Genomic DNA, 23,505 nt, shown 5'->3' with positions numbered 1-23,505 from the left:
ATCATGGCAGCAATTTGTAGTGACCGTCTTCGATCTGGACCATGATGCGCGCTCGCGCATCGACACCATGCCGATCGGCCGGCGTGAAGGTGTAGACGCCCTGGGTCCCGACGACATCCTTGGTGGTGAACAGCGCTTCGCGGAGAGCGGAGCGGAATTCCGGCGATCCAGGCTTCGCACCCGTCGCCAACGCGCGCTTCGCAGCGTCGACGAACACCAGCCAGCCGTCGAACGAATAGGACGAAAATGAATCGGTCGGCGCTTCGCCATTGGCCTTGGCGAAGGCCGCGCGGAAGGCCAAGGCCACCTCTCGAATGGGATTGCCTGCCGCAAGCTGCTCGGCCGCCGTGACCGGTCCGGTCGGACAGATGATGCCGTTCGCCGCCTTGCCGGCCAGCCGCAGAAAATCGGCGCTGATCAGTCCGTGATTGCCGTAGAGCGGCCCCTTGTAGCCGCGCTCGGACAAGCCAATGACCGGCAGCGCGCCGGGGGTTCCCGTCCCGCCCAGCATGATGGCATCCGGCCGTGCCGCGAGCGCGCGCAACAGCTGCGCTGTGACGGACGAGTCGGAGCGCGCGTAGCGCTCATTGGCGACGACCTTGATGTCGGCCGCCTTCGCGCTGGCGGACAATGACTCGTACATGAGGTCGCCGAACGCGTCGGAGAAGCCGATGAAAGCGACGCTCTTCAGCCCGCGCGCCTTCATATGATCAACGATGCCTTGCACCAGCAATGGCGTCGGCTGCGGCGTCTGAACGACCCACGGCCCGCCGTCGCCGGACGGCACCGGGGCGATCGGAGACACCGCGATCATGGGCACCTTCATCTCGATCGCGGCCGTCGCCATCGCCAGCGTCTGCGGGGCTCCCGAGGTCCCGATCAGGATGTCGACCTTGTCCTGCTCGGCAAGCTTGCGGGCATTGCGCGTGGAGGCCGTCGGGTCGGACCCGTCGTCGAGCTGAATGACGCGGACCTTCTCACCGCCGATCTCTCCGACATAGGCCTGGCCGGCAGCGATCCCCTTGGCGTTCGGAATCCCGATCGATGACACCGGCCCGCTGAGGCCGGTGACGAAGCCGACAAGGATGTCCGCCTGCGCGGCCTGTGAAAGGCCGAGCAGCACAGCAAAAGAAGTCAACCAGCTCTTGATTAGCATGCGGCACCTGTTCCGGCGGTTTGCAATATTGTCATCACATCTAGAACTCACAGCCGGCTTCAGCTCGACGACACCAGCGCGATCACGCGCAACGGACTGCCTGACCCGTTCTGAATCTTCAGCGGCGACGCGATGATGACAGCTCCCTTGGCAGGAAGCTGATCGAGATTGCAGAGGCACTGCAGACCATAGCGGCCCGCGCCATGCAGGAAATGATGGGCCGGATACGGCGGATCGAAATGGCCCGCCTGGCCGGCATCCGTGCCGATGGTTTCGGTGCCGAAGCCGATGATGCCGCGCTGCTCAACCAGCCACTTCATCACCGCCGGGTTCGGGCCCGGCGTGTGCGCCCCGTCATCGCGCAGATTTGCATAGTCACGCCAGCCCTTCTTCGACCAGTCCGTCCGCAGCAGCACCCAGTTGCGCTCGGGAATGCGACCATGCTGGGCTTCCCAGGCCTCGACCACGGGGATCGTCAGGAGGAAATCGGGATCCTGCTTTGCTTGAGCCGAGCAGTCGATGACGCAGGCTGGAGCCAGCATGTCCTTCGGGGGCATCGTATCGACCGCGTTGTTCGGCAGGTCCTTGCCGGTGAACCAATGGATCGGCGCGTCGAAATGAGTTCCGGTGTGCTCGCAGAACGACACGTTGTTCCAATACCAGGCCGGGCCGCGGGCATCGTAACGCGACAGCTCCTGAATCCGAACCGGCGCCGCCGGGCTGAATTCCGGTGGCAGCACGATGACCGGAAAATCCGGACTGAGCGTAAATGTCAAATCGACGACGCGGACCGCGCCGGAAGAGATCGCGCCTGCTAGCTCCAGGAGGTTCGAGCTCTGCATGGTCATGGTTCCCGGCTTGGTTGGGCTTGCGAGATCATCGGTCGAGCTCACGCTCGAGCGCCTTCGGATTGGCGGCGAGCCGCTGCCGGATTTCTTCTGCAACGTCTCCGACATAGACGTCCTCGAGGCCGCTCTTGAGCGCGGCCACGATCGCCTGCGCAATGGCGCGGGGCGCGACCTTCGGCGGCGGCACCATCTGGAACCACTCGGTATCGACAGGGCCCGTGAACAGGTTCGTCAGCTTGACGCCGCCGGGACGCAACTCTGCACGCAGGCAATGGGACAGCGACAGGCAGGCGGCTTGTGAGGCCGAATAGGCGCCGTAAGCAGGCCAGTTGGCCAAGGCATAGACCGACAAGACGTTGACCCAGGCGGCACTGCTGTTGACGCCATCCGCGCCCCGCATCCGCATCGCGGGCCCGAATCCCTGCGCCAGATTCAGGAAGCCGAGATAGGCGTGGTCGATCTCCTCGCGGGCAATGGCGGTGCCCTTGCGGTCGAGCACGCCGCCGGGCCTGATATATTCGGTCGTGTTGATGAGGATGTCGACCTTGCCGCCGATATCCGCGGCGAGATCGGCGACCGACTTCTCATCGGAGGCGTCCAGCGCGACGATCTCGATTCCATCCAGCTTGCGGAGGTGTTGTTCGCCAGCAAACGGGCGCCACGGCTCGGCAACGCCGACAAACACCGTCTTCGCGCCGGCGGCCTGCAATGCGGTGACCGTCTCCAATCCGATGGCACTGCGACCGTTGGTCACGAGCACGCGCCGGAATTTGGGATCAGCCGTCATTTCCCGCCACTGCCGGTCATCGTCCATGTTGGGAGTCTCCTCCTCCGGCCGGGCAAAGGCGACCGCCTGACCGCTCTTGTCGAGCTGAAACGACATGCGAACGGGCGCCCCTTCGCTACAATCGGCGTGCAGATGCGCGACGATCGTCGGTCCGCAATCCATCTTGACCAGACCGATCCGCCAGGGCGCCCGCTCACGGAAATAGACATCGCTCGGAACGCGAGCCGTCGTCTCCGCCAGCAAGGTGCCGCGCCGCGGCGCATCGACGAAAGGCAGATCTGCCGACAGGCACGACGGACAGGCGTCGCGCGCCGGATAGGCAAAGGTGTTGCAGGCGGCGCACCGTTGCAGCATGAAGCGCCCCTCGGCGGCCGCTCGCGTGAAGCCATGCGACTTTCGGCTGCGCGCCCGCGGCGGCGACGCCGGCAGCCGCGTCCGCAGCAACGGGTTCTTGCGCCGGGGAGGATCGATCGGGTTGATCATCGCGCAGGTCCCGCCAGGATCACGGCCCCCGAGGCGAGACCGCGATCATAATTGATCATTCCGAAGCCAGACGCGAGAGCGAGCCGCGCCGCTTTCACCTGGGTCGGCCCTGCCGTTCCCAGCACCTGCCGAAGCCCTTCGACGAGTCCGAGATAGGCGCCGGCCGCACCGGCCTGCCCGACCGAGAGCTGGCCGCCGGACGTATTATGCGGGAAGTCGCCATCGATCGTGAGATCGTGCTCGCGCACGAAGGCCGCCCCTTCGCCCTTCTTGCAGAAGCCGAGATCCTCGAATTGCATCATGGTGATGACCGGGTAATCGTCATAGGTCTGGACGACATCGAGATCGTCCGGCGTGACCCCGGCCATGGCGTAGAGTTCGCCAATATCTTTGGCCCAGCCGCCGCGTAGCTGCATGGGATCATCCGCAAATGCGTTGTGCCGCTCGATCGTCGAAAGCACGCGGGCGGCCGGCAATCCGAGCGATGCCGCCGTGTCGTCCCGCATCACCAGAAACGCCTCGGCGCCGGCGCACGGCATGACGCAGTCGAACAGGTGAATCGGATCCGAAATCGGGCGGGCGGCGAGATATTGCTCGATCGACAGCGGCGTCTTCATCAGGGCATTCGGATTGCGGAGCGCGTTGGCGCGCTGCGCAACCGCGATCCTGCCGACATCCTCGCGCGTCACACCGTAGGTGCGCATGTAATTGCGCGCAATCAACGCAAAGCTCGCATTGGCGCCGCCTGCTCCGTAGGGATAGACGGCGTCTTGATTGAAGCGGGAGAAATTCTCGAGTGTCTGCCGGAACGAATCGACATGATTGGCATCACCGGCCACGCAGGCCACGATATCAGCGTCACGCGCCTGGACCGCCCGCGCCGCCTTCCGCACCGCCGCGATGGCACTCGCGCCGCCGAGCGGGATCGTATCAAGCCACCGCACGCACAGACCGAAATGCTGGGTCAGACCAACGCCGCTGTCGTTCCCCAGCGTGAAGCTGGAGACACACAGGCCGTCGATATCCGAACTCTTGATCCCGGCCTGCGCCACGAGCGCGCTCAAGGCGCGGCCGATCCACCATTGCGCGCTTTCGATCGAATAGCGCATGTAAGGAATCGTGACCGGAACGGCCATGACGACCCCATCGTAGGATGCGCGCTGAGTCTTCTCCACTGTCATCCGCCCGGATTAGCGCTTCAGACCACCGTCAGCTTCACGTCGATATTGCCACGCGTCGCATTCGAATAGGGGCAGCGCTCATGCGCACCAGCAACGATCTCCTCGGCCAGAGACTTCTCGATGCCCGGCAGGCTGACCTTGAGCTCGACCGCAAGCGCATAGCCGACCGGGATCGGGCCCATCCCAACCTTCGCGGTGACCGACGGCTCGGCGGACGGCGTCATCTTCCTGGTACGAGCCACGAGCTTGACCGCGCCGAGAAAACACGCCGCATAGCCGGCGGCAAAGAGCTGCTCCGGATTGGTTCCCTCACCGCCGGGCCCACCCAGCGCTTTCGGCAAGGACAGCGACACCGACAGCAAGCCATCCGCGCTCGCAGCCTTCCCGTCGCGGCCACCCGTCGCCGTGACCTCGGTCTCGTAGAGGATCTTTTCAGGCTGCACCATTCTTGGTCTCCACCGCGGGACTCGGCTCCCGGCACAATTGCGTGTTGCAAGCGAGCAGCGCGCGAAAATCCTCGCGGGCGAGCGCACTGGCCCGGCTGAAGCTGGGGCCGCGACTCGGCTCGGTCCCGTTGAGCCGCCTGAGCTGCACCCACATCTCGGCATTCTTCAAGGCGACCGCCGCGCAATTGACCACCGGCGCGTGATCGATCTTCAAACCGTGTTCACGGCCGATCAACAGCCCCGGCAGCACGCCGGCGGGAATCACCACGTCGGCGCCGCGCTCCAGCAGCGGACGCGCACACGCCACGAAGTCCCTGATCATCCGCGCCTGCGCCTCCTGGTCGCCGGCAAACGCGGCGGCAAAATCCTCGGGCTTGCAACCAAGCCCGACAACATGGGCAATGCGACCACCGAGACCGTAACGTTCGGCCTGCTCATAATGCCAGACCTCGAAGACGGGATCGAGCGTCACCAGGCCAAGCCGCCTGCCGAGCTGCGAGGCGGCAAGCAGGGTCGCCTCCCCTGTCCCGATCACCGGAATGTCGAGCGCGGAGCGAAGCTCATAAAGCCCGGGATCCTGAAAGTGTCCCATGACGAAAGCGTCGAACCCGCCCTGTTCGGCTGCGATGCCGTTGTCGATGGCCTGAATCGCACAGCGCAACTCCGCGAGGCGACCGAATTCGCGATCAGGCGGCGAGATTCCTTCGACGTGAACGCTCGTGCCAGGCGCTGCGATCGCGTTGAGGTACTCCGACAGCCGCGCCATGTAGGGCGCATTCACGCTCGCATCAACGAAGCTCTGCCAGAAGATGCGCATCGCCCTTCTCCCCGGACGTCGGAAGATCCATCCTCGACTGCCGCCGTAGAAGTTTCAATCATAAACTAATTGGTGCGTCAATGCGCTCAGCGCGATACGCGGGCAGCTGGACGAGAGCCGGCCAGACTGCACATTGCTCGGCGGGCGATGGCGCGGCAATCGGCGCAGCCTGACGAAAATGTATGCAATAACATTTTTTTCTTACGAAACGCCGGCGCGTGTTGACGGCTTCGCCAATAATACTTTAGGCTTTAACTAATCCATCGGCGCAGCCGCTGGGCCCAGACACCGATGTTGCAGGGCACCGATTTTGAGACTCTCGATCGCCTGGACAGTCACAGAGCCGCCGGCAGCATCGTCGCTCTCGCGTCGCGGCTGCAGCGCTCCTCAGGCGATGCCCGAAAGCGCTTCCGAGTCTCTCGCATGGCAACGCGGCTTCGACAGCAGCCGATGCCATGACCGCTGACGCCCGCCAAGCAGCCCTTCATCGGTGCGCCCGGCCTGCGGCGCTGCAGCATCGTCTCCGATCATTGTGTCAGCTCCCGGCGGGGAGCAAGCTTCCCAAACCGGTCAACCCAGGAGGAGAACGCAAATGCGAAGGACTGTGAGCATACTCGCGCTTGTCGCCGGCGTCTTTGCGGCAACAGCTGCTCAGGCCGACATCACCATTGGTTTCGTCACATCGCTGAGCGGCCCCGGCGCCTCGATCGGCATTCCGTATGGCCGCGGCATCGCGGCGGCGTATGAATACAAGAAGGTGATCAATGGCGAGACCATTCGTCTGATCCAGCTGGACGATGGATCCGACCCATCCGCCGCAACCCGCAATGCGCGCAAGCTCGTGGAAGAGGAGAAGGTCGACCTCCTGATCGGCACGGCCACGGCTCCCTCGACCATCGCGATGGCCGCCGTCGCCAGCGAATTGAAGGTGCCGATGATCGCGGTGTCGCCGATCGGCAAGCTGCCGGAATCGCCGGAGCAATGGGTCGTCTCGGTCCCACAACCCGCATCCTTGCTGGTCAAGATCGTCGCCGACCGCATGAAGCGCGATGGCATGAAGAACATCGGCTATATCGGCTTCTCCGACGCCTGGGGCGATCTCGTCTATAACGGCGCAAAGGCGGCCGAAGCCACCGATGACATCAAGGTGCAGACCAACGAGCGTTATGCTCGGACGGACACGTCGGTGACGGCGCAAACGCTGAAGGTGCTCGCGGCCCGGCCGGATGCCGTCCTCGACGGCGGCTCGGGCACGCAGGGTGCGCTGCCTCTCCTGAGCTTGGCCGAGCGGGGTTTCAAGGGCAAGACGTATGGCACGGTCGCCCTGGTCAATCCGGATTTCGTCCATGTCGGCGGCAAAGCCGCCGAAGGGATCCAGGTGTCGGCCGGCCCGGTGATCGTGGCCGAGCAGCTCCCGGACGATCATTTCGCCAAGAAGCTCGCGTTGGATTTCCGCGCGGTCTACCAGAAGACCCATAATATTCCGACGACGGACGGCTTCTCCGCCTATTCGTTCGACGCCTGGCTCATCTTCGCCAACGCCGCCGAACAGGCACTCAAAACCACAAAGCCCGGCACCAGCGCATTCCGCGGCGCCCTGCGCGACGCCATTCTCAGCACCCGGGAACTGCCCGGCGTCCACGCCATCTACAATTTCAAGCCGGGAGCGGTCACGGGCGTGGACGAACGATCTCTCGTCATCGTTCGCCTGACCGATGGCGCGTGGAAGTATGCGCCATAATTCGACGACTGACCACCACTCGGAACGGGGAAGCGCGCCGTCATGACGAGCGATATCGCCGCCATTCTTGCGATCGACGGCATCGCCACCGGCGCAGTCTATGCGCTGGTGGCGATCGGAACCGTGCTGATCTTCACGGTCACCCGCGTCATCTTCATTCCGTTCGGCGATATTGCCGCGTTCACCGCGCTGACGCTGGCTGCTCTCGATGCGAAGCGGTTTCCCGGCACCGGAACGCTCGTTCTGGTGCTGGCCTGCCTCGCAACCCTCGTGGAAATCATTTCGCTGCTGCGCACGAACGAGCCGCGGCTCGTGCCGCGCGCGCTGCTGCTTTATCTCGCTCTGCCATGCGCGATCGTCGGCGCAGCCTGGATCGTGACCCGCATGGATCCGCCACTGGCGGTCCGGCTCGTGCTCGCGCTGATGCTGATCACCCCGATCGCTCCCCTTCTCGACCGGATCGTGTTTCGTCCGATCGCCGACGGCACGGTGCTGTTGTTGCTGACGGTCTCGGTCGCATTGCATTTTGCACTGGTCGGTCTTGGCCTGCTGTTTTTCGGACCTGAGGGCGTGCGCACCGAACCGCTGACCTCGCTGTCGACCGAGATTGCCGGCATTCTCATCTCCGGTCAGACCATGCTGATCGTGATCGCGGCGCTCGTCTTCAGCGGTCTGCTTTATCTGTTCTTCGACTTCACATTGGTTGGCAAATCGCTGCGCGCCACCGCCGTGAACCGGACCGGCTCGCGCCTGATGGGAATCCGGCCGGCACGCGCCGGGACCATCGCCTACCTCCTCGGCTCGCTGATGGCCGGCGTGTCGGGCATCCTGATCGCGCCGGTGAACACCGTGTTCTACGATTCCGGCTTCCTGATCGGCCTCAAGGCTTTCGTCGGCGCGATCGTGGGCGGCCTGACCAGCTATCCCGGAGCGGCGATAGGCGCTGTCGGCGTCGGCATTCTCGAAAGCTTCGCATCCTTCGAGAGCAGCGCGCTGAAGGATGTCATCGTGTTCTCGCTCCTGATCCCGATTCTGATCTGGCGATCCCTATCCTCCCTGCATTCCGAGGAGGAGATCGAAGAATGACCCGTCTTCACGTCCAGCTGGCGGCAATGGTGGCGATGCTGTGCCTTGCTGCCGCGCCCTTCCTCCTGCCCCCGTTCACGATCACGCTGATGAACTATATCGGCGTGTATTCGCTGGTCGCGATCGGCCTCGCGCTTCTCACCGGCGTCGGCGGCATCGTCTCGTTCGGACAGGCGGCTTTCGTCGGGATCGCGGCCTATGCCACCGCCTGGGTGTCGGCCCTCAACGGACAATCCCCCTGGGTCGGCCTCCTCCTGGCGTTGACGCTGACCTGCAGCATCGCGACCCTGCTCGGGCTCGCCACCCTTCGGCTGCAGGGGCATTTCCTTTCGCTCAGCACGGTGGCATGGGGGCTCGCGATCGGCTTCCTGTTCGGCAATGTGGAAGGGCTCGGACGCTTCAACGGCATCGCATCGATTCCGCCGATCAGCTTCGGGTCCTATGCCCTGGTCTCCAGCGCGCAGGTCTATTTCCTGATCTGGGGCATCGTCGCAGCCGTTCTCTGGATCGGATATAATCTGCTGGACTCGCGCCTCGGCCGCGCGATGCGCGCGTTGCGGGGCGGCAATACGCTGGTCGAGAGCCTCGGCATCAGTGCGTTCCGGATCAAGCTGCTGATCTTCGTCATCGCGGCGTTTCTGGCGGCCCTGTCCGGCTGGCTCTACGCCCATATGAGCCGTTTCATCAGTCCCGGCCCATTCGATGCCGGCATGGGCATCGAATACCTCATGATGTCGATGGTCGGCGGCGCAGGAAGTCTGCTTGGGGGCGTCGTCGGCGCCGCGATCGTGACGCTGCTCAAGAACAGCGTCCAGGACTATCTGCCATTGATCGCCAAGGGGGCATCCGGCCAGCTTGAGATCGTCGCCTTCTCCGCGCTGTTCATCCTGTTCCTGCAATGGGCCCGGCAGGGAATCGTGCCATTCGTCGGGCGCTATCTGCCGAAGCTGCGTCGCGACCGGCCGCAACCCGCCCCTGCCCTGCCGCGCCGTGCACAGCCTGCGCCTGGAGAGCTGCTGCTCAAAGTGGACGGTGCCGAGCGACGTTTCGGCGGCCTTGTCGCCGTGAACAATGTGAGCTTCGACGTGCGCTCCGGGGAGATCCTGGCCGTGATCGGGCCGAACGGCGCCGGCAAGAGCACCATGTTCAACTGTCTGACGGGCGCGCTCCGCGTCAACAAGGGCGACATCGTCTTTGCTGGACGCTCGATCACCCGTGAGGCGCAATCGCGGATCGCCAAGGCGGGCATCGCCAGAACGTTTCAGCACGTCAAGCTCAGGCCGCGGATGAGCCTGCTCGAAAACGTGATGCTCGGCACCTATGCTCGGACCCGCACCGGCCTGCTCGCGAGCGCCTTGCGCCTCAACCGGCGCGAGGAGGCCAGTGCGCAGTTCGAAGCGCTGCGTCAGTTGGAGCGCGTCGGGCTCGGCGACAAGCCGTTCGACATCGCCGGCAACCTGCCGCTCGGCAACCAACGCATCCTGGAGATCGCGCGGGCCCTCGCCGCGGACCCGGCGCTGCTGGTGCTCGACGAACCGGCTGCCGGACTTCGCCGCCAGGAGAAGCTGCGGCTGGCCGAACTGCTCAGGTCGTTGCGGAATGACCACCTGACCATCCTGATCGTCGAGCACGATATGGAGTTCGTGATGTCCTTGGTCGATCGCATCGTCGTGCTCGATTTCGGATCCAAGCTCTGCGAAGGCGACCCCGCCGCGATCCGGAACGACGAGCGGGTTCAAGAAGCCTATCTCGGAGGCGTCGCGTGAGCCCGATGTTCGCTATGACGGATGTGACCGTCTGTTACGACCATGTCGAAGCGGTCCGCAACGTGTCGCTGTCGGTCGAAGAAGGACAGATTGTCACGGTGATCGGCCCGAACGGGGCCGGCAAGACCACGCTGCTGATGGCGGCAATCGGGCTGCTCGCGTCGCGCGGCCGGATCAGTTTTCAGGGCAGCGAGATCGGCAGGATGTCGGTCGAAAACCGCGTCGAGCGGCGGCTGTGTCTCGTTCCGGAAAAGCGCGAGCTGTTCTCCGACATGACGGTCGCGGACAATCTCCTGCTCGGCTCCTACAGCCTGCGCGATCGCTCGGGTGTCCGCCAGGCGCTCGACGAGGTGTATGATCGCTTCCCCCGGCTTCGGGAGCGGCAACGCCAGACTGCCGGAACACTCTCCGGCGGTGAACGCCAGATGCTGGCGCTGGGACGCGCATTGATGGCCAAGCCGAAGCTGCTCATGCTGGACGAGCCCAGCCTTGGTCTTGCTCCGCTGATCGTGCGCGAAATCTTCCGCACCATCGCGTCCTTGCGCGATCTCGGCGTGTCCATCCTGCTGGTCGAGCAGAACGCTCGCGCGGCACTCGAGACGGCCGATTACGGCTATGTGCTCGAGACCGGCGAGATCGTCCAGTCGGGCCCGGCCAAGGACCTGATCCACGATCCCCGGCTGATCACAGCCTATCTCGGCGGCCATTGACGCGATGGTGTGACGGGCTGGCCGCGGCGCGTGGACAAATCGTCCAAGCGGGCAGCAACGCTCGCCACGCTATGGATGTGCCGTGCCGGGACGGACCGTCGTGGTCAGCATCGGAAAATGCTTGTTGCCGCCCGCAAATGGCGGGAAGCGGAGAAAGTCCTCCCGCATCCGCTTGATCACATCGGAACTCAGCGCCCGCGCCAGCGCGTCCGGACTGTCGAACACCAGTTTGTTGCGCTGCATGTGCTCGACGCGTCGTGAGGGCAGCCGGTCGATCCAATCGACCCGCGTATAGATCTCGATCTGGCGGACATCCGGAAACGTCCGCATGATCGCGGGATGGTGCTCGATATAGTGCAGATTCCAGGCGTTCATGTCGTCGGCTGGCCCCGGATAATGAACGAGATAGCTGCACGGTCTCACCGTGCCGTCCGGATGCGTGGCGACATCGACAGGGAAACGTCGCGTCACCATCACCTGATGCGTGACGTCCAATCCAGCAAGGCTCGACAGCCCCCTGCCCGTTGCCAGGCCAGAGAGAATGCCGCCCCTGTTCAGGGCAGCCTCACAGGTCGGCAAGTCCGGAAAGCGCAGTTGCAGTGCAAATGCCGGTCCGGCACCGTCGGCGCGATAGGGATGATCGACGGACTGCTCGAGTGGCGTAAACAGCAGCCCTTCCGTCATATCCGGGATCGACGCGACTGCCTCGATCGCGGCCGCGAGATCCCCGGCACTGATCCGCCGCTCGCCGGCCATGTCAGCAAAGGTCATGAAACATGAGATCATGCGATGGATCGTGCTCCGTCGGCCGTGATCTCCAGGCCTTTCACAAGCGCCGCACGAACGTCGTCCGGCCATGGAATGGCACGGCGATCAACCAAGGATGTTGCAGCCAGGATCTGATTTGCGGTCCATCGGGCGCCATCCGATCCCGATATGACGTGGCCCAGTTGAAGCGATGCCCGGCCGACGCGCTTGATGCGGAGCTCGAAGGTCAGCCGGTCGCCGAACAGCGACGGGACCGAGAAATCGCAGTCGAGATGCACCGTGGGGGTCCCGATCTTGCGGACCGTGATCAGCTCCTGCCAGGGAAAGCCGATCGTCGCCCAGAACTCCTCGACAACTCCATTGAGCATGTCGAGATAGGACGGGAAGTAGGCAATCCCTGAAGGATCGCAGTCGCCGAATCTCAGCTCGCGCTCAAATGAGAACCGGCTCATCAGATCGCCACCACCGGGTGCCTGATGACGCCGATCCTGTCAATGCCGGCCTCGACCACGTCGCCCGGCCACAACCATTCCTGCGGTGTCATTCCGGCGCCGACGCCATCGGGCGTTCCGGTCGCGATGATGTCGCCCGGCTCCAGCGTCATTCCCGAAGAAATGTCCGTGATCAGCGTTGGAATGTCGAAGATCATGTATTTGGTGTTCGAATCCTGCTTCGTTTGCCCGTTCTTCGTGAGCCAGAGACGCAGATCGTGCGGATCGGGTATCTCATCGGCGGTCACGATGCACGGGCCGAAGGGCGCGTAGGTGTCCATGCCCTTCGAGAAAATCCACTGGCCGGCGCGACGATTATCGCGCGCGGAGATGTCGATCATCACCGAATAGCCGAAGACATGCTTCATCGCATTTGCGACCGCAATGCGCGTTGCGGTCTTGCCAATGATCACCGCGAGCTCCACCTCCCAGTCGAGCTGCTGCGTCATCTTCGCATTGTGCTGGATGGCCGCCCCCGGCCCGATCACCGCGGTCGGCGGCTTGGAGAAGACCACCGGCTGCTTCGGCAGATCCTTGTCCGTGTCCAGGCTCTTGGCGGACTCCGCAACATGGGCGCGGTAGTTGAGGCCGATGCCGAAAATGTTCTTTCGCGGACGGGGAATGGGAGCCAGCAATTTGACGTCCTCGACCGGGACGGCAGAACCGCTCGGCAGAGATCCGCTTCCGCTGTCCAGGCATTGCCCGAGCGCGGGAAGAAGCGTGACGCTATTGTCGATGAACGACAGCATGTCGTTCGGCCACGAGAGATGGTGCGAGGCACCGAGGCGCTCGACATCGACGACCAGTCCATTGACGAGAGCACCCAGACGGGCGCCGCTGGAGCCCAGGGTGTAAGTAACAAGGCGCATGACGTGACGATCCGGCTTTTCTGGTGGAACTGTTGAAGGCTCAGGACGCTGAGGGCTGATGGCCTGAATTGTCGCCGTAGGCCTCTTCCCGATAGAACCCAAGCCCCTCGATGACCGGGAGGTCGTTGAAGCTGAACAGGCAGGCGTCGTCACTGTCCGACGCATTGCCATGCTCGTGCCAGGCCCAGGACGGGACACAGAAGACATCGCGCTCCTGCCAATCCAGCCGTTTGCCGGCGACGATCGAATACCCCCGTCCCTTGGCGACCTGATAGATGAAGCTGCCGGTGTGCCGATGCGACTTGGTCTTTTCACCGGGCCGGAGCAGTTGCATGCTGGCGCCGATCGTCTGCATCACGTGCCCGCCGGTGATCGGATTGACGTAGTTCATCAGAATTCCGTCAAAGGGCGACCCGTCGGTCGCGGCGGCATACTTCCGCAAGGAGTCGTAGGTCGGCTCCCATTCATATTTGAACATCGGCGAATAGCCCTTCGACCACCGCGAATCGGCCGGACGAAGGCCGGGATTGCCCCAGGTCTTGGTCATATCGTCCACGGGATAGCCGGACTCCTCCTGCTGAATCTTTGGATGCACCGCGAAGAAGTTGGCCTCCAGCGCGTTGACCAGCGGAATGTCGAGACCATCCTGCCATATGCAGACGGAGCCGCCGGCCTCGACCCCATGCTCGTGCCAGGTCCCATTCGGTGTGAGCACAAAGTCGCGCGCGCCGAGCGTCATCTTGTGGCCGTCGACGATGGTGTAGGCGCCCGTCCCCTCCATGATGAAGCGCAAGGCGGAGGCGGAGTGCGCATGCGCGGAAGCGACCTCCCCGGGATGCATCACCTGCAGGCCGGAATAGAGCCAGCCGACCGCGGCCGACACGTCCCGGCGCCCCGGATTGTTGAGATAGATCACGCGGCGTCCCGCCTTCTCCGGGGAGACCAACTCCACCGACCGGAGCACATGCTCGCGCAGATCCTGGTAGCGCCAGAGTACGGGAACGGACGCAGATTGCGGCTGCCATGGCTCGATCTTGTTGGCGACCGTCCAGAGCGCTCCCGCCTCGTATTTCTCCAGATCCTTGTAGTAGGCCTGTAGCTCGGGCGTATCCTCGACATTGGCCCGACCGATGACGTTCTCGCGCATTCTTCCCTCCATGTGTGCGTCACGGCGTGTCTGGCGGCGGCCTCGTCCACCAATGCGGCCTTGGCAGCGGTCGCGCTTGCGTCGAGACAGGCGGGGTGAGGCCTGGACCGCGGCAGCCCTGAAACCAGAGTGTTTCAGCATCCGGACCGCGCCGTCACCGGCCTGTGGTAACGTCCCGGAGCGATGCTCCGGAAGGATCGGCAACGCTTAACCGCGTTGACTTATTTCATATGTAAAATTATGATATCGCATATTTCTGGAGGGTGCAATGGCGGAACGTTCTTTTGCGCGCGAGGTCGAGGATCTCCGGCTTGGGCACGGCGACACCTTTCGCGGCGAAGGCATCCTCGCAATCACCAAGGCGCTGCTGCAGTCGGGAGTAGCCTATGTCGGCGGCTACCAGGGATCGCCGATCTCGCATCTGATGGACGTGCTCGCCGACGCCAAGGATGTCCTCGATGAGCTTGGCGTCGTCTTCCAGAGTTCGGCGAACGAAGCGGCGGCGGCGGCGATGCTCTCGGCGTCGGTCATGTATCCCCTGCGCGGCGCGGTGGCGTGGAAATCGACCGTGGGGACCAATGTCGCCTCCGACGCGCTGGCCAACCTCGCGTCGGGCGGCGTCACCGGCGGCACGATGATCATCGTCGGCGAGGATTACGGCGAAGGCTCCTCGATCATGCAGGAGCGCACGCATGCCTTCGCGATGAAGTCGCAGATGTGGCTGCTCGACCCGCGCCCCGATCATGAATGCATCGTCAATCTGATCGAGAAGGGCTTCGAGCTCTCGGAATATTCGAACACACCCGTCATGCTCGAGGTTCGTGTTCGCGCCTGCCACATGCACGGAAGCTTCGTCTGCAAGGACAATCTCAAGCCGCGCCACACCATCAAGGACGCCCTCAACAATCCCAAGCGCGACGTCAACCGCATCGTGCTGCCGCCGGCGGCCTACGAGCATGAGCAGGAGAAGATCAAGACCCGGATGCCGGCAGCGATCCGGTTCGTTCACGAGAACAGGTTGAATGAACAGTTCGGACCGAAGCAGGGCAAAGTCGGCATCATCATGCAGGGCGGGATGTACAACAACGTCATCCGCGCGCTGCAATATCTCGGCCTCTCCGACGCTTACGGCAACACCCAGGTTCCGCTCTATGTCATGAACGTCACCTATCCGGTGATCGACAGCGAGGTCGCGGAGTTCTGCCTGGACAAGGAGGCCGTGCTGATCGTCGAGGAAGGTCAGCCGGAATATCTCGAACAGGCGATCAACACCGTGCTCCGGCGCAAAGACATTCAGGCGCGCATTCATGGCAAGGACGTGTTGCCCATGGGGGGCGACTATACTGCGCAGGTCCTGCTTGGCGGCGTCCGCGACTTTCTGGAGAGGTGCGAGCCAAGACTGCTCGGCAATCGGCCGCCCGCTCCCGATGCCACGCCCGTGCTCAACCATCCTGCCGTGGAGAGGCTGAAACAGGTCGTACCGGCCCGTCCTCCCGGACTTTGCACCGGTTGTCCGGAGCGGCCGATCTTCGCTGCCATGAAGCTCGTCGAGGAGGAGCTCGGCCAGCACCATGTCTCGGCCGACATCGGCTGCCATCTGTTCTCGATTCTTCCGCCCTTCAACATCGGCGCAACGACCATGGGCTTCGGCCTCGGTCCCGCCTCGACCTCGGCCTTCAACGTGAAGGCTGACAAGCGCGCGATCGCGGTGATGGGCGATGGCGGCTTCTGGCACAATGGACTGACCAGCGGCATCGGCAATGCCGTGTTCAACAAGCACGACGGCGTGTTCGTCATCGTCGACAACTACTACACGTCGGCCACCGGCGGCCAGGACATCCTGTCCTCGCGCGCCACCAATACGCGGCGCAAGACCAACAATTCGATCGTGCAGGCCGTCAAGGGCATTGGCGGCCAATGGGTCCGGCAGATCGATCGCACCTATGACGTCGGCCGGATGCGCGACACCCTCAAGGAGGCGCTGACCACGCAGGCAGAAGGCCCGAAGGTCATCGTGGCGTCCTCCGAATGCATGCTGAACAAGCAGCGTCGCGTACGGCCGCAGATCAACAAGGCCATCAAGGACGGTGTGCGCACCGTGAAGGAGCGGTTCGGCGTCGATGAAGACGTCTGCACCGGCGACCATGCCTGTATCCGGCTCTCCGGCTGTCCGTCGCTGTCCGTGAAGCAGCTCGACGATCCGCTGCGGGATGATCCCGTCGCCGCCATCGACAATTCCTGCGTCGGCTGCGGCAATTGCGGCGAGGTCGCGGAGGCGGCCGTGCTGTGCCCGTCCTTCTACCGCGCCGATGTCATCCATAATCCGACGCGCTGGGACAGGTTCAAATCCAAGCTGAGCATGGCCGTGATCGGCTGGCTGCAGCAGCGGCGAGATCGCAAGCGCCCCGTGCTCGAGGCGCTGGCATGAGAGACGAATCCACCCGCCTGGCGCTTCCCGCGGCTGGCGATGCCACCGAACGGCCGATCTCGATTGCCATCGTGGCGATGGGTGGCCAGGGCGGCGGCGTGCTCACCGACTGGATCGTTCAGCTCGCCGAGGACCAGGGCTGGGTCGCGCAATCGACATCGGTTCCCGGCGTCGCCCAACGCACCGGCGCGACCATCTATTACATCGAAGCGATGCCGCCGCTCGATGGCCGCAAGCCTGTGCTCGCGCTCACGCCGACTCCCGGCGACGTCGACGTCGTCATGGCGGCCGAATTCATGGAGGCCGGCCGCTCGATCCTGCGCGGCCTCGTGACCCCGGACCGGACCACGCTGATCGCGTCGGATCACCGCTCATTCGCGATCGCCGAGAAGATCGCGCCGGGAAATGGCATCGCCGACCAGGGCGCGGTGACCGGCGCGATCGGCATCGCGGCCAAGACCGAGATCGTCTTCGACATGAATGCGCTGGCGATCGCCCATGGCAGCGTCATTTCGGCGGCGATGTTCGGCGCCCTCGCCGCGGCCGGCGTTCTGCCGTTCAATGTGGAGAGCTTTCGCGCAGTGATCCGCGCCGGCAGCAAGGGCGCGAATGCTAGCCTGCGGACCTTCGATTCCGCCCTCGCCCAGGTTCAGACGGGATCCTTCGCGGCCGCGGCACCAAAACCGGCGGAGGCCACCCGCCCGGCTCACGCTCCGATGGAGCCGGGTCTCGCCGCCCTTGTCACGCGCCTCAAGCAGCAATTCCCGGCCCCTGTGCAGGCCATGGCGCTGGCCGGACTGAAGAAGGTCATCGACTTCCAGGATCTCGCTTACGGCAGCGAATATCTGGATCTGCTCGACAGGTTGCTGGCGGCCGACCGCCAATGCTGCGGCGGCGACAAGGCGTTCGCCTTCACCGAGGCCGCGGCGAAATACCTCGCCAACGCCATGGCCTATGATGACGTCATCCGGGTCGCCGATCTGAAAACACGGGCGGGCCGCCGCGCACGGATCGCGAATGAACTCGAATTGTCGCAGGATTCCGTGCTGCAGACGACCGAATTCATGCATCCCCGGATGGAGGAGGTGATCGGCATGCTGCCAGCGCGCCTCGGCCGCTGGCTCGGCGGCAAGCCGCGTCTGGTCGGCTGGCTCGACCGCCGCGTCAGCAAAGGGCGCCGGGTCCGGACCTATTCCCTCCCCTGGTTCCTGGCCCTCTATGCCGTCGGCGGGTTCCGCGGCCTGCGCCGCGCCACCCTGCGTCACGCTGTCGAGACGGCGCACCGGGACGAATGGCTCGCGGCCGCCACAGCGGCCGTCCGGAGCAATTACCAGCTGGGCGTCGAAATCCTGCAATGCCGCCGTCTGGTGAAGGGCTATTCCGATACGCACGGAAGAGGTCTTTCGAAGTTCGACCGCACGCTTGCAGCGATCAAGCTGATCGAGCGGCGCGAGGATGCCGCCGACTGGGCACGGCGGCTGCGGGAAGCCGCGCTGAAGGACAGCGCGGGCACCGAGCTCGACGGCGTGATCCGGACCATCAAGTCTTTCGCCTGATCGCGCCGGCTGCGCATCTTGCCGTTCACTGCCCCTACTCGACGGGACGCCATGTCTGCAGCACGCGAGAAGGCCACCACGCCCGCCACCGGACAGACCGAGACCCGGTTCTGGCTGCAACTTCTGTCGCTTCACGGCGAGCTGTTTGCCGCCCTGAACGCGGCGATGATCGCGGAACTGGGCTTGTCCTTGGCGAAGTTCGATGCGCTCGCTCAGCTCGCCCGCTATCCTGACGGTCTGACGCTCGGGCGGTTGACGCAGAACCTGAAAGTGTCGGGCGGCAATGTGTCAGGGCTGGTGCAACGTCTGGCGGCGGACGAGCTCATCAGCAGGGAGATGTCGAACGAGGATCGGCGTTCGTTCATTGTTCGCTTGACGCCCAAGGGCGAAGCGGTGTTCAGGAAGGCGGCTGGCGTGCACAACAGGCATCTGCGACAGCGCCTCGAAGATGTCCCGACTCACGAACTGGAGGCCGCGCTTTCGATCCTACGGTCGATCTCCTCCAAAGTCCGCTCCGAGCAGAAAAATCAGAATCGCAGGACCTAATGGCCAAGGACTCCAGGAATCGGTGGAAATCGGGACCACCCCGGACGCGAGACCAGCTGCAGAGCTACATTCCCTATCTCCTCAACCGGCTCGCCAATCGCTGGAACCTCGATCAGAACCGTGATCTCAGCGAGCACGGCATCAACAACGTCGTATTCCGAACCTTGTCGGTGCTGTTCATCTACAAGACCCTCACCGTCAATGAGGTCGCCGTTCTCGCCGTGACCGAACAGTCGACCGCGAGCCGCATGGTCGAATCCATGGTGACGTCGGGCCTCGTGAAGCGGGAGATTGCCGAGGAGGATCAGCGCCGGCGGGTCGTGGGCCTCACTCCGGACGGCGAAGCCTTGCTGCGAAAGGTCTGGCCGATCATGGAACGAAACTATGATCGGCTGACCGCGGGCATCGACCCCGACGAGATCGAGATCTGCGCGCGCGTGCTCGCCAAGATGGTCACCAACATCCGGCAGAACGACATCTGACCTGCCGAGGTCAGGGACCGAGGCCGACCAGGCTGGCGCCGCCGCAGACATACAGCACTTGTCCGGTCACGAAGTCGGAACGCTCGTCGAGGAAGAATTCGATGGCATGGGCCACGTCCTCGCGCGCGCCGAGCCGTCCCACGGGGATGTTGCGCGCCATCCGCTCCTGCTGCTCCGATCCCTTGGGAATGACGCCCCAGAAATTATCCGTCAGGATCGGGCCTGGGGCGACGACGTTCACCGTAATGCCCCCGGACGCGAGTTCGAGCGCCCAGGTCCGCGCCATCCCATGCACTCCGGCCTTGGTCGCGGAATAGGCCGAGCGCGTCACCGCGCCCATCGCCGCCCGCGAGCTCACGAAGACAATTCGTCCGAACCGACGCGCGCGCATTCCGTCCAGCGCCGCCTGTGTCAGAAGCATCGGCGCTCCCAGATGCAACTGCGCAAGCGTCAGAATATCTTCCGGCTTGGCATCGGGCAGAAGATTGGGAAGGATCACGCCGGCATTGTGCACGAGACAATCAACGGCATGGGCCTGACAGATCTCCTGCGCGATCGCGCGCGTGGCGTCGATGCTGGTCAGGTCGGCGCGATAGGCCGCGAGCAAGTCATGCGTCCAGTCCGGCTTGTCCAGGCCGACCGAGACCACGCGCTGCCCCCTCGCGACGAGCCTCTTTGCCAATTCCTCGCCGATCCCGGAATTTCCACCGGTGATGAGCGTGGTCCGGCTTGGACCGGAGGTCTGCTGCATGGTCATCACACCTGCCGCCGCTTGAGATCACGCAGATCGAAGAACGCACCATCCTGCATCAGTCTGGCGACGTGATCCTTCAGTCCGCCGCGCTGGATCTTCTCGGTTGCCGTCAACGGCAAACGGTCCACGAAGCAGATCCAGCCCGGAGCCTTGTAATAGGCCATCTGCGCGAGACTCCAGCGGACGATCTCCTCGGCCAGTTTGCGGTCCGCACCGCCCTGCTCCGCAATGATGACCGCCGCGACCTCGTCGCCACGAACCTTGTCAGGTGTCGCTGCCACCGCGGCCTGCCGGACTGCAGGATGGCGGTTGAGGACCGACTCGACCTCGACCGCGGCAATATTCTCGCCCGATCGGCGGATGACGTTCTTCTTGCGATCGACGAAATGCAGATCGCCATCGTCGTCGCGGGAGACGATATCACCGGTATGAAACCATCCGCCCTGCCACGCTTCCGCGGTGGCTTCCGGGTTCTTCAGATATTCCCGGAAGAAGCCGTAGCGCGGATCCGGGCCCGCCCGCCGCACCAGCAATTCGCCCGGCGATCCCGCCGGCGTCTCTTTGCCGCTGTCATCGACGATGCGGATCTCGATGTCAGCGGACGGCCGCCCGAAGCAGCTGGTGCCGACCTTGCGCGGCTCGACATTGGCGGCGATGACGCCGCCGCTTCCCGTCTCGGTCATCGCCCAGGCTTCCAGCAGCGGGAAGCCGAAACGCTCCTCGAACGGCGCATGCAGGAGCTTGTCCACGCCGGCCCCGAAGCCGAAGCGCACCGAATGCGCGCGATCCTCCGCCGATGCCGGCGCGCTCATCAACATCGACGGCATGACGCCCAGATAGTGCAGGCAGGTCGCGCGGCTTTCCTTGACCGAGTCCCACCAGGAGCGCGGATGGAAGCGATCCAGCATCGTGAGACAGCCGCCGACCGACAACATCGCCATCAGCGATACGGCCATGGCGTTCATGTGAAACAGCGGCAACGGCGTGATCATCCGCTCGCGACCAGTCCTGAGATCGATCAACCCGCCGACGTCCCGATACCAGTCTCCGCTGTAGAGGTAGTAGGTATTGGTGAGCACGCAGCCCTTCGGCTGACCTGTCGTCCCCGACGTATACAGCAATGCGCATTCGGAAGATGCATCGCCGGCCCGAGACGGATGCGGGCCGCCAAACGGCGCGGGGATGTCGTCCTCGACCGTCACCACCGGGATTGGACGGCCGGCATTGCGCGCAGCCGCCTCCACCTCCTCGCGCCGTTCGGCGAGGACGAAGGCCGCATTCATGTCTGAATGCGCGATGATGTATTCGAGCTCGCTGAGCCGGAGATCCGGGTTGATCGGGACGACCGAGACCCCGAGCGCGTTGAGCGCGAACCACAGCTCGACGAAGACCGGTCTGTTCTGAAGCAGCAGCCCGACCCGATGGCCCTCGCCATAGCCCCGTTCTGCGAACGCAGCCTGCCTCGCGTCCACCCGCGCGAGCATGGTGGCATAGCTGATCTCGCCGGGCGCGATGCCGTAATTCGCGGCGGTCTCCGTCAGCACGTTGAGAAATGCCGATGGACCGAACCGCAGCGCGGTGTCGCGAAAGCGGGCGTAGACGGAAGGAGAAGTCGTCAAGAGGCCCTCACATGAAGAGCTGGATGTTGCCGAACGGAGCGTCGAAATTGACGAGATCGATCCGCTTCAGCTTGATTTTCAGGTGACCATCGCTCTCGATCAGGTCGTGCGACGCCCATCCCGAATAGCGTTCAAGCACATCCCCACGGGTCTCGGTATAGATGAAAGACGTCCGCGCCTTGAACAGTCCATTGGCCGGATCGCAGGCAGTGATCGTCGGCGCCTGCAGCAGATGATGGCAGCGACTCTTCGGCTTCTGGCTGAAGGTTCGCTCACCCGCCAATCGCTCCACACGCACCTTCAGCAGCAGCAGATCCTCATACATCAAGGACGGCTGCAGCACGGGATCCTGCTGCTGCCATTCCAGCGGCATCCAATAGCGCCCACTGGCGTGGAACAGAGCGAGCCACGCGTCCCACTGCATCGTGTCGAGAAGCTCGGCCTCGCGATAGATGAAATCGGTGATGCTCTTCTCGGTGATCATTCGGCGGCCTCGACGCGCTTGTCCATGTTCATGGTCATAAACTTGGCCCAGGCATGAAACTGGTTGCGCATCTGGCGCTCCGAGGTGCCATTGATGACGGCGGTGACGTCATCCGCTTCGCCGGGCTCGTGCAGCCGCTGCAGATTGACCCACTGGTTGCCATTCGATGTCAGGCCCTCCTGAGCCCGCTCATACATTTCGAGATCATCATGCCCGACGATCGAGGTCGGTGCATTGATGAAGCGGTTGTACATCAGCGCGCGCTCGTAGAGCTTGTCGGGAGCGCCGACAAGACGGTACACCCAGCTCTCGACCAGGGTCTTGTCGACCGCGATCGGGATGAAGTTGCGCAAGATCTGCACGGCCCCCTTCACCATGATGTTCGGGAAGTAGATCGTGTTGTGCCTGACTTCGCCCAGAATCTCATGGGCGCGCTTGTCGCCATAGGTCGCGACCATCTGCTCGACATAACCCTCGACATCCGAGTAGTTCGAGTGGATGGAATTCGCGACGCCGGTATGGCCGTGGCCGTTCGGCCAGATCCTGATGCCGCTCTGCTCGTAGAACTCGTAAGGGCTCATGAACGGAGCATAGAGCTGCACCGCCATCGGCGTCTCCGTCGAGTCGCCCTGCTCGCGCTTCCAGACCTTGACCGCGGTACCGGCTGAACTCTCATGCGCAACCATCGGATGACACGTATCGGTCTGGTTCTCGACCAGCATCTTCCAATTGCAGTTATGCATGTAGCGGATCGGCGCGGCCAAGACCGCGAGCTTTCCTTCCGGAGAGCGATCAACCATGTTGTCGATGGTCGAGAGGCTTTCGCCGAAATAGTCCTCGAAGGACAGGCCTGCATCGCTCAGACGGACAAAGATGAAGTCGCGATAGACCACGACGTTCTTGACCTTCGCCAATCCTTCGCTGGCTTGCGTGTCGGGAAAGCCGGTGCCCTCATATCCCTTCTTCAAAGGGATGGCGAGCAGCGAACCGTCGGTCTTGAACGACCAGGCGTGGTAGGGACAGCGGAAGAATTTTCCAGTGTTGCCGCACGGCTCCGAGGCGATCTTGACGCCCTTATGCGGACACCGGTTGTAGAAGACATGGATGGCGCCATCGCTATGGCGGCTGGCCATCAGCGGCTGGCGGCCGACATTGGCGGTGATGAAATCTCCTGGTTTCGAAAGCTGGCTGGCATGCCCGATATAGATCCAGCTGTTCGGAAACAGGTGCTCCATCTCGAGATCGAAGATCTCGGGATCGACATAGACGTCGCGATGAACCTCGGCCTTGCGGACCAGCGCCATGATGGCGCCGGCATCATTCCCGTATTTTCCCATGGC

Annotated in this window: 22 protein-coding genes; 8 read left to right on the top strand and 14 right to left on the bottom strand. The window is 63.7% G+C overall.

Annotated features, from left to right (window positions below; genetic code table 11):
* Position 1: 1 nt before the first annotated feature.
* From BBTA_RS15240 to BBTA_RS15215, 6 genes are read right to left on the bottom strand one after another with little or no spacing between them, the layout of a single operon-like run.
* Positions 2-1,156, bottom strand: coding sequence for an ABC transporter substrate-binding protein (locus tag BBTA_RS15240; RefSeq protein WP_012043381.1), 1,155 nt, complete (start codon positions 1,154-1,156; stop codon positions 2-4).
* A gap of 59 nt (positions 1,157-1,215) precedes the next feature.
* The gene (locus BBTA_RS15235) at positions 1,216-1,998 is read right to left on the bottom strand and encodes a cyclase family protein (protein WP_012043380.1); all 783 of its coding nucleotides are present in this window, start codon (positions 1,996-1,998) and stop codon (positions 1,216-1,218) included.
* A 34-nt stretch (positions 1,999-2,032) separates the two neighbouring features.
* The gene (locus BBTA_RS15230) at positions 2,033-3,274 is read right to left on the bottom strand and encodes an SDR family NAD(P)-dependent oxidoreductase (protein WP_012043379.1); all 1,242 of its coding nucleotides are present in this window, start codon (positions 3,272-3,274) and stop codon (positions 2,033-2,035) included.
* Complete coding sequence (locus BBTA_RS15225) at positions 3,271-4,455, bottom strand: thiolase family protein (protein WP_012043378.1); 1,185 nt, start codon at positions 4,453-4,455, stop codon at positions 3,271-3,273. Before BBTA_RS15225 ends, BBTA_RS15230 begins: the two co-directional genes overlap by 4 nt.
* Positions 4,456-4,472: 17 nt before the next feature.
* Positions 4,473-4,901: an organic hydroperoxide resistance protein gene (locus tag BBTA_RS15220; protein ID WP_085972613.1), complete on the bottom strand. Its 429-nt coding sequence runs from the start codon at positions 4,899-4,901 to the stop codon at positions 4,473-4,475.
* On the bottom strand, positions 4,888-5,718 hold the full coding sequence (locus tag BBTA_RS15215) for an aspartate/glutamate racemase family protein (RefSeq protein ID WP_012043376.1): 831 nt from the start codon (positions 5,716-5,718) through the stop codon (positions 4,888-4,890). Before BBTA_RS15215 ends, BBTA_RS15220 begins: the two co-directional genes overlap by 14 nt.
* A gap of 592 nt (positions 5,719-6,310) precedes the next feature.
* On the opposite strand from BBTA_RS15215, the gene BBTA_RS15210 reads away from it, so the two are divergent.
* Genes BBTA_RS15210 through BBTA_RS15195 form a run of 4 tightly spaced genes read left to right on the top strand, consistent with a single transcriptional unit; the run spans position 6,311 to position 11,021 of the window.
* Positions 6,311-7,459: an ABC transporter substrate-binding protein gene (locus tag BBTA_RS15210; protein ID WP_041750656.1), complete on the top strand. Its 1,149-nt coding sequence runs from the start codon at positions 6,311-6,313 to the stop codon at positions 7,457-7,459.
* A 42-nt stretch (positions 7,460-7,501) separates the two neighbouring features.
* Entirely contained in the window at positions 7,502-8,545 is a 1,044-nt protein-coding gene (locus BBTA_RS15205) for a branched-chain amino acid ABC transporter permease (protein WP_012043374.1), read from the top strand.
* Positions 8,542-10,311 (top strand): ATP-binding cassette domain-containing protein, encoded by a 1,770-nt coding sequence (locus tag BBTA_RS15200; protein ID WP_012043373.1) that lies wholly within the window; start codon positions 8,542-8,544, stop codon positions 10,309-10,311. The genes BBTA_RS15205 and BBTA_RS15200 overlap by 4 nt, the downstream gene beginning before the upstream one ends.
* A complete protein-coding gene (locus BBTA_RS15195; protein WP_085972612.1) occupies positions 10,308-11,021 on the top strand; it encodes an ABC transporter ATP-binding protein in 714 nt (237 codons plus the stop codon). Before BBTA_RS15200 ends, BBTA_RS15195 begins: the two co-directional genes overlap by 4 nt.
* Positions 11,022-11,090: 69 nt before the next feature.
* Here BBTA_RS15195 and BBTA_RS15190 read toward each other — a convergent pair whose 3' ends face one another.
* The 4 genes from BBTA_RS15190 to BBTA_RS15175 are packed head-to-tail and all read right to left on the bottom strand — an operon-like array spanning position 11,091 to position 14,296.
* The gene (locus BBTA_RS15190) at positions 11,091-11,792 is read right to left on the bottom strand and encodes a hypothetical protein (RefSeq protein WP_244424426.1); all 702 of its coding nucleotides are present in this window, start codon (positions 11,790-11,792) and stop codon (positions 11,091-11,093) included.
* Positions 11,793-11,803: 11 nt separating this feature from the next.
* Entirely contained in the window at positions 11,804-12,241 is a 438-nt protein-coding gene (locus BBTA_RS15185; protein WP_012043370.1) for a thioesterase family protein, read from the bottom strand.
* A complete protein-coding gene (locus BBTA_RS15180) occupies positions 12,241-13,149 on the bottom strand; it encodes a fumarylacetoacetate hydrolase family protein (RefSeq protein ID WP_012043369.1) in 909 nt (302 codons plus the stop codon). The genes BBTA_RS15185 and BBTA_RS15180 overlap by 1 nt, the downstream gene beginning before the upstream one ends.
* Positions 13,150-13,189: 40 nt before the next feature.
* Positions 13,190-14,296, bottom strand: a complete 1,107-nt coding sequence (locus tag BBTA_RS15175) for a cupin domain-containing protein (RefSeq protein WP_012043368.1) — start codon at positions 14,294-14,296, stop codon at positions 13,190-13,192.
* A 268-nt stretch (positions 14,297-14,564) separates the two neighbouring features.
* Between BBTA_RS15175 and BBTA_RS15170 the strand changes: the two genes are divergently transcribed.
* The 4 genes from BBTA_RS15170 to BBTA_RS15155 are packed head-to-tail and all read left to right on the top strand — an operon-like array spanning position 14,565 to position 19,308.
* Positions 14,565-16,724, top strand: a complete 2,160-nt coding sequence (locus tag BBTA_RS15170; RefSeq protein ID WP_012043367.1) for a thiamine pyrophosphate-dependent enzyme — start codon at positions 14,565-14,567, stop codon at positions 16,722-16,724.
* Entirely contained in the window at positions 16,721-18,280 is a 1,560-nt protein-coding gene (locus BBTA_RS15165; RefSeq protein WP_012043366.1) for an indolepyruvate oxidoreductase subunit beta family protein, read from the top strand. The genes BBTA_RS15170 and BBTA_RS15165 overlap by 4 nt, the downstream gene beginning before the upstream one ends.
* Before the next feature lie 18 nt (positions 18,281-18,298).
* A complete protein-coding gene (locus tag BBTA_RS15160) occupies positions 18,299-18,826 on the top strand; it encodes a MarR family winged helix-turn-helix transcriptional regulator (protein ID WP_244424424.1) in 528 nt (175 codons plus the stop codon).
* Positions 18,826-19,308 (top strand): MarR family winged helix-turn-helix transcriptional regulator, encoded by a 483-nt coding sequence (locus BBTA_RS15155; RefSeq protein WP_012043364.1) that lies wholly within the window; start codon positions 18,826-18,828, stop codon positions 19,306-19,308. The genes BBTA_RS15160 and BBTA_RS15155 overlap by 1 nt, the downstream gene beginning before the upstream one ends.
* A gap of 10 nt (positions 19,309-19,318) precedes the next feature.
* On the opposite strand, the gene BBTA_RS15150 is transcribed toward BBTA_RS15155, so the two are convergent.
* The 4 genes from BBTA_RS15150 to BBTA_RS15135 are packed head-to-tail and all read right to left on the bottom strand — an operon-like array spanning position 19,319 to position 23,502.
* A complete protein-coding gene (locus BBTA_RS15150; RefSeq protein ID WP_041751446.1) occupies positions 19,319-20,059 on the bottom strand; it encodes an SDR family NAD(P)-dependent oxidoreductase in 741 nt (246 codons plus the stop codon).
* 5 nt (positions 20,060-20,064) lie between these two features.
* Complete coding sequence (locus BBTA_RS15145) at positions 20,065-21,681, bottom strand: ATP-dependent acyl-CoA ligase (protein WP_012043362.1); 1,617 nt, start codon at positions 21,679-21,681, stop codon at positions 20,065-20,067.
* A gap of 7 nt (positions 21,682-21,688) precedes the next feature.
* Complete coding sequence (locus BBTA_RS15140; RefSeq protein WP_012043361.1) at positions 21,689-22,165, bottom strand: aromatic-ring-hydroxylating dioxygenase subunit beta; 477 nt, start codon at positions 22,163-22,165, stop codon at positions 21,689-21,691.
* Entirely contained in the window at positions 22,162-23,502 is a 1,341-nt protein-coding gene (locus BBTA_RS15135; RefSeq protein WP_012043360.1) for an aromatic ring-hydroxylating dioxygenase subunit alpha, read from the bottom strand. The genes BBTA_RS15140 and BBTA_RS15135 overlap by 4 nt, the downstream gene beginning before the upstream one ends.
* Positions 23,503-23,505: the final 3 nt, after the last annotated feature.

Origin of the sequence: Bradyrhizobium sp. BTAi1, from assembly GCF_000015165.1 — a bacterium.
GTDB classification, from domain to species: Bacteria; Pseudomonadota; Alphaproteobacteria; order Rhizobiales; family Xanthobacteraceae; genus Bradyrhizobium; species Bradyrhizobium denitrificans.
This window is presented reverse-complemented; position numbering and strand designations above follow the sequence as displayed.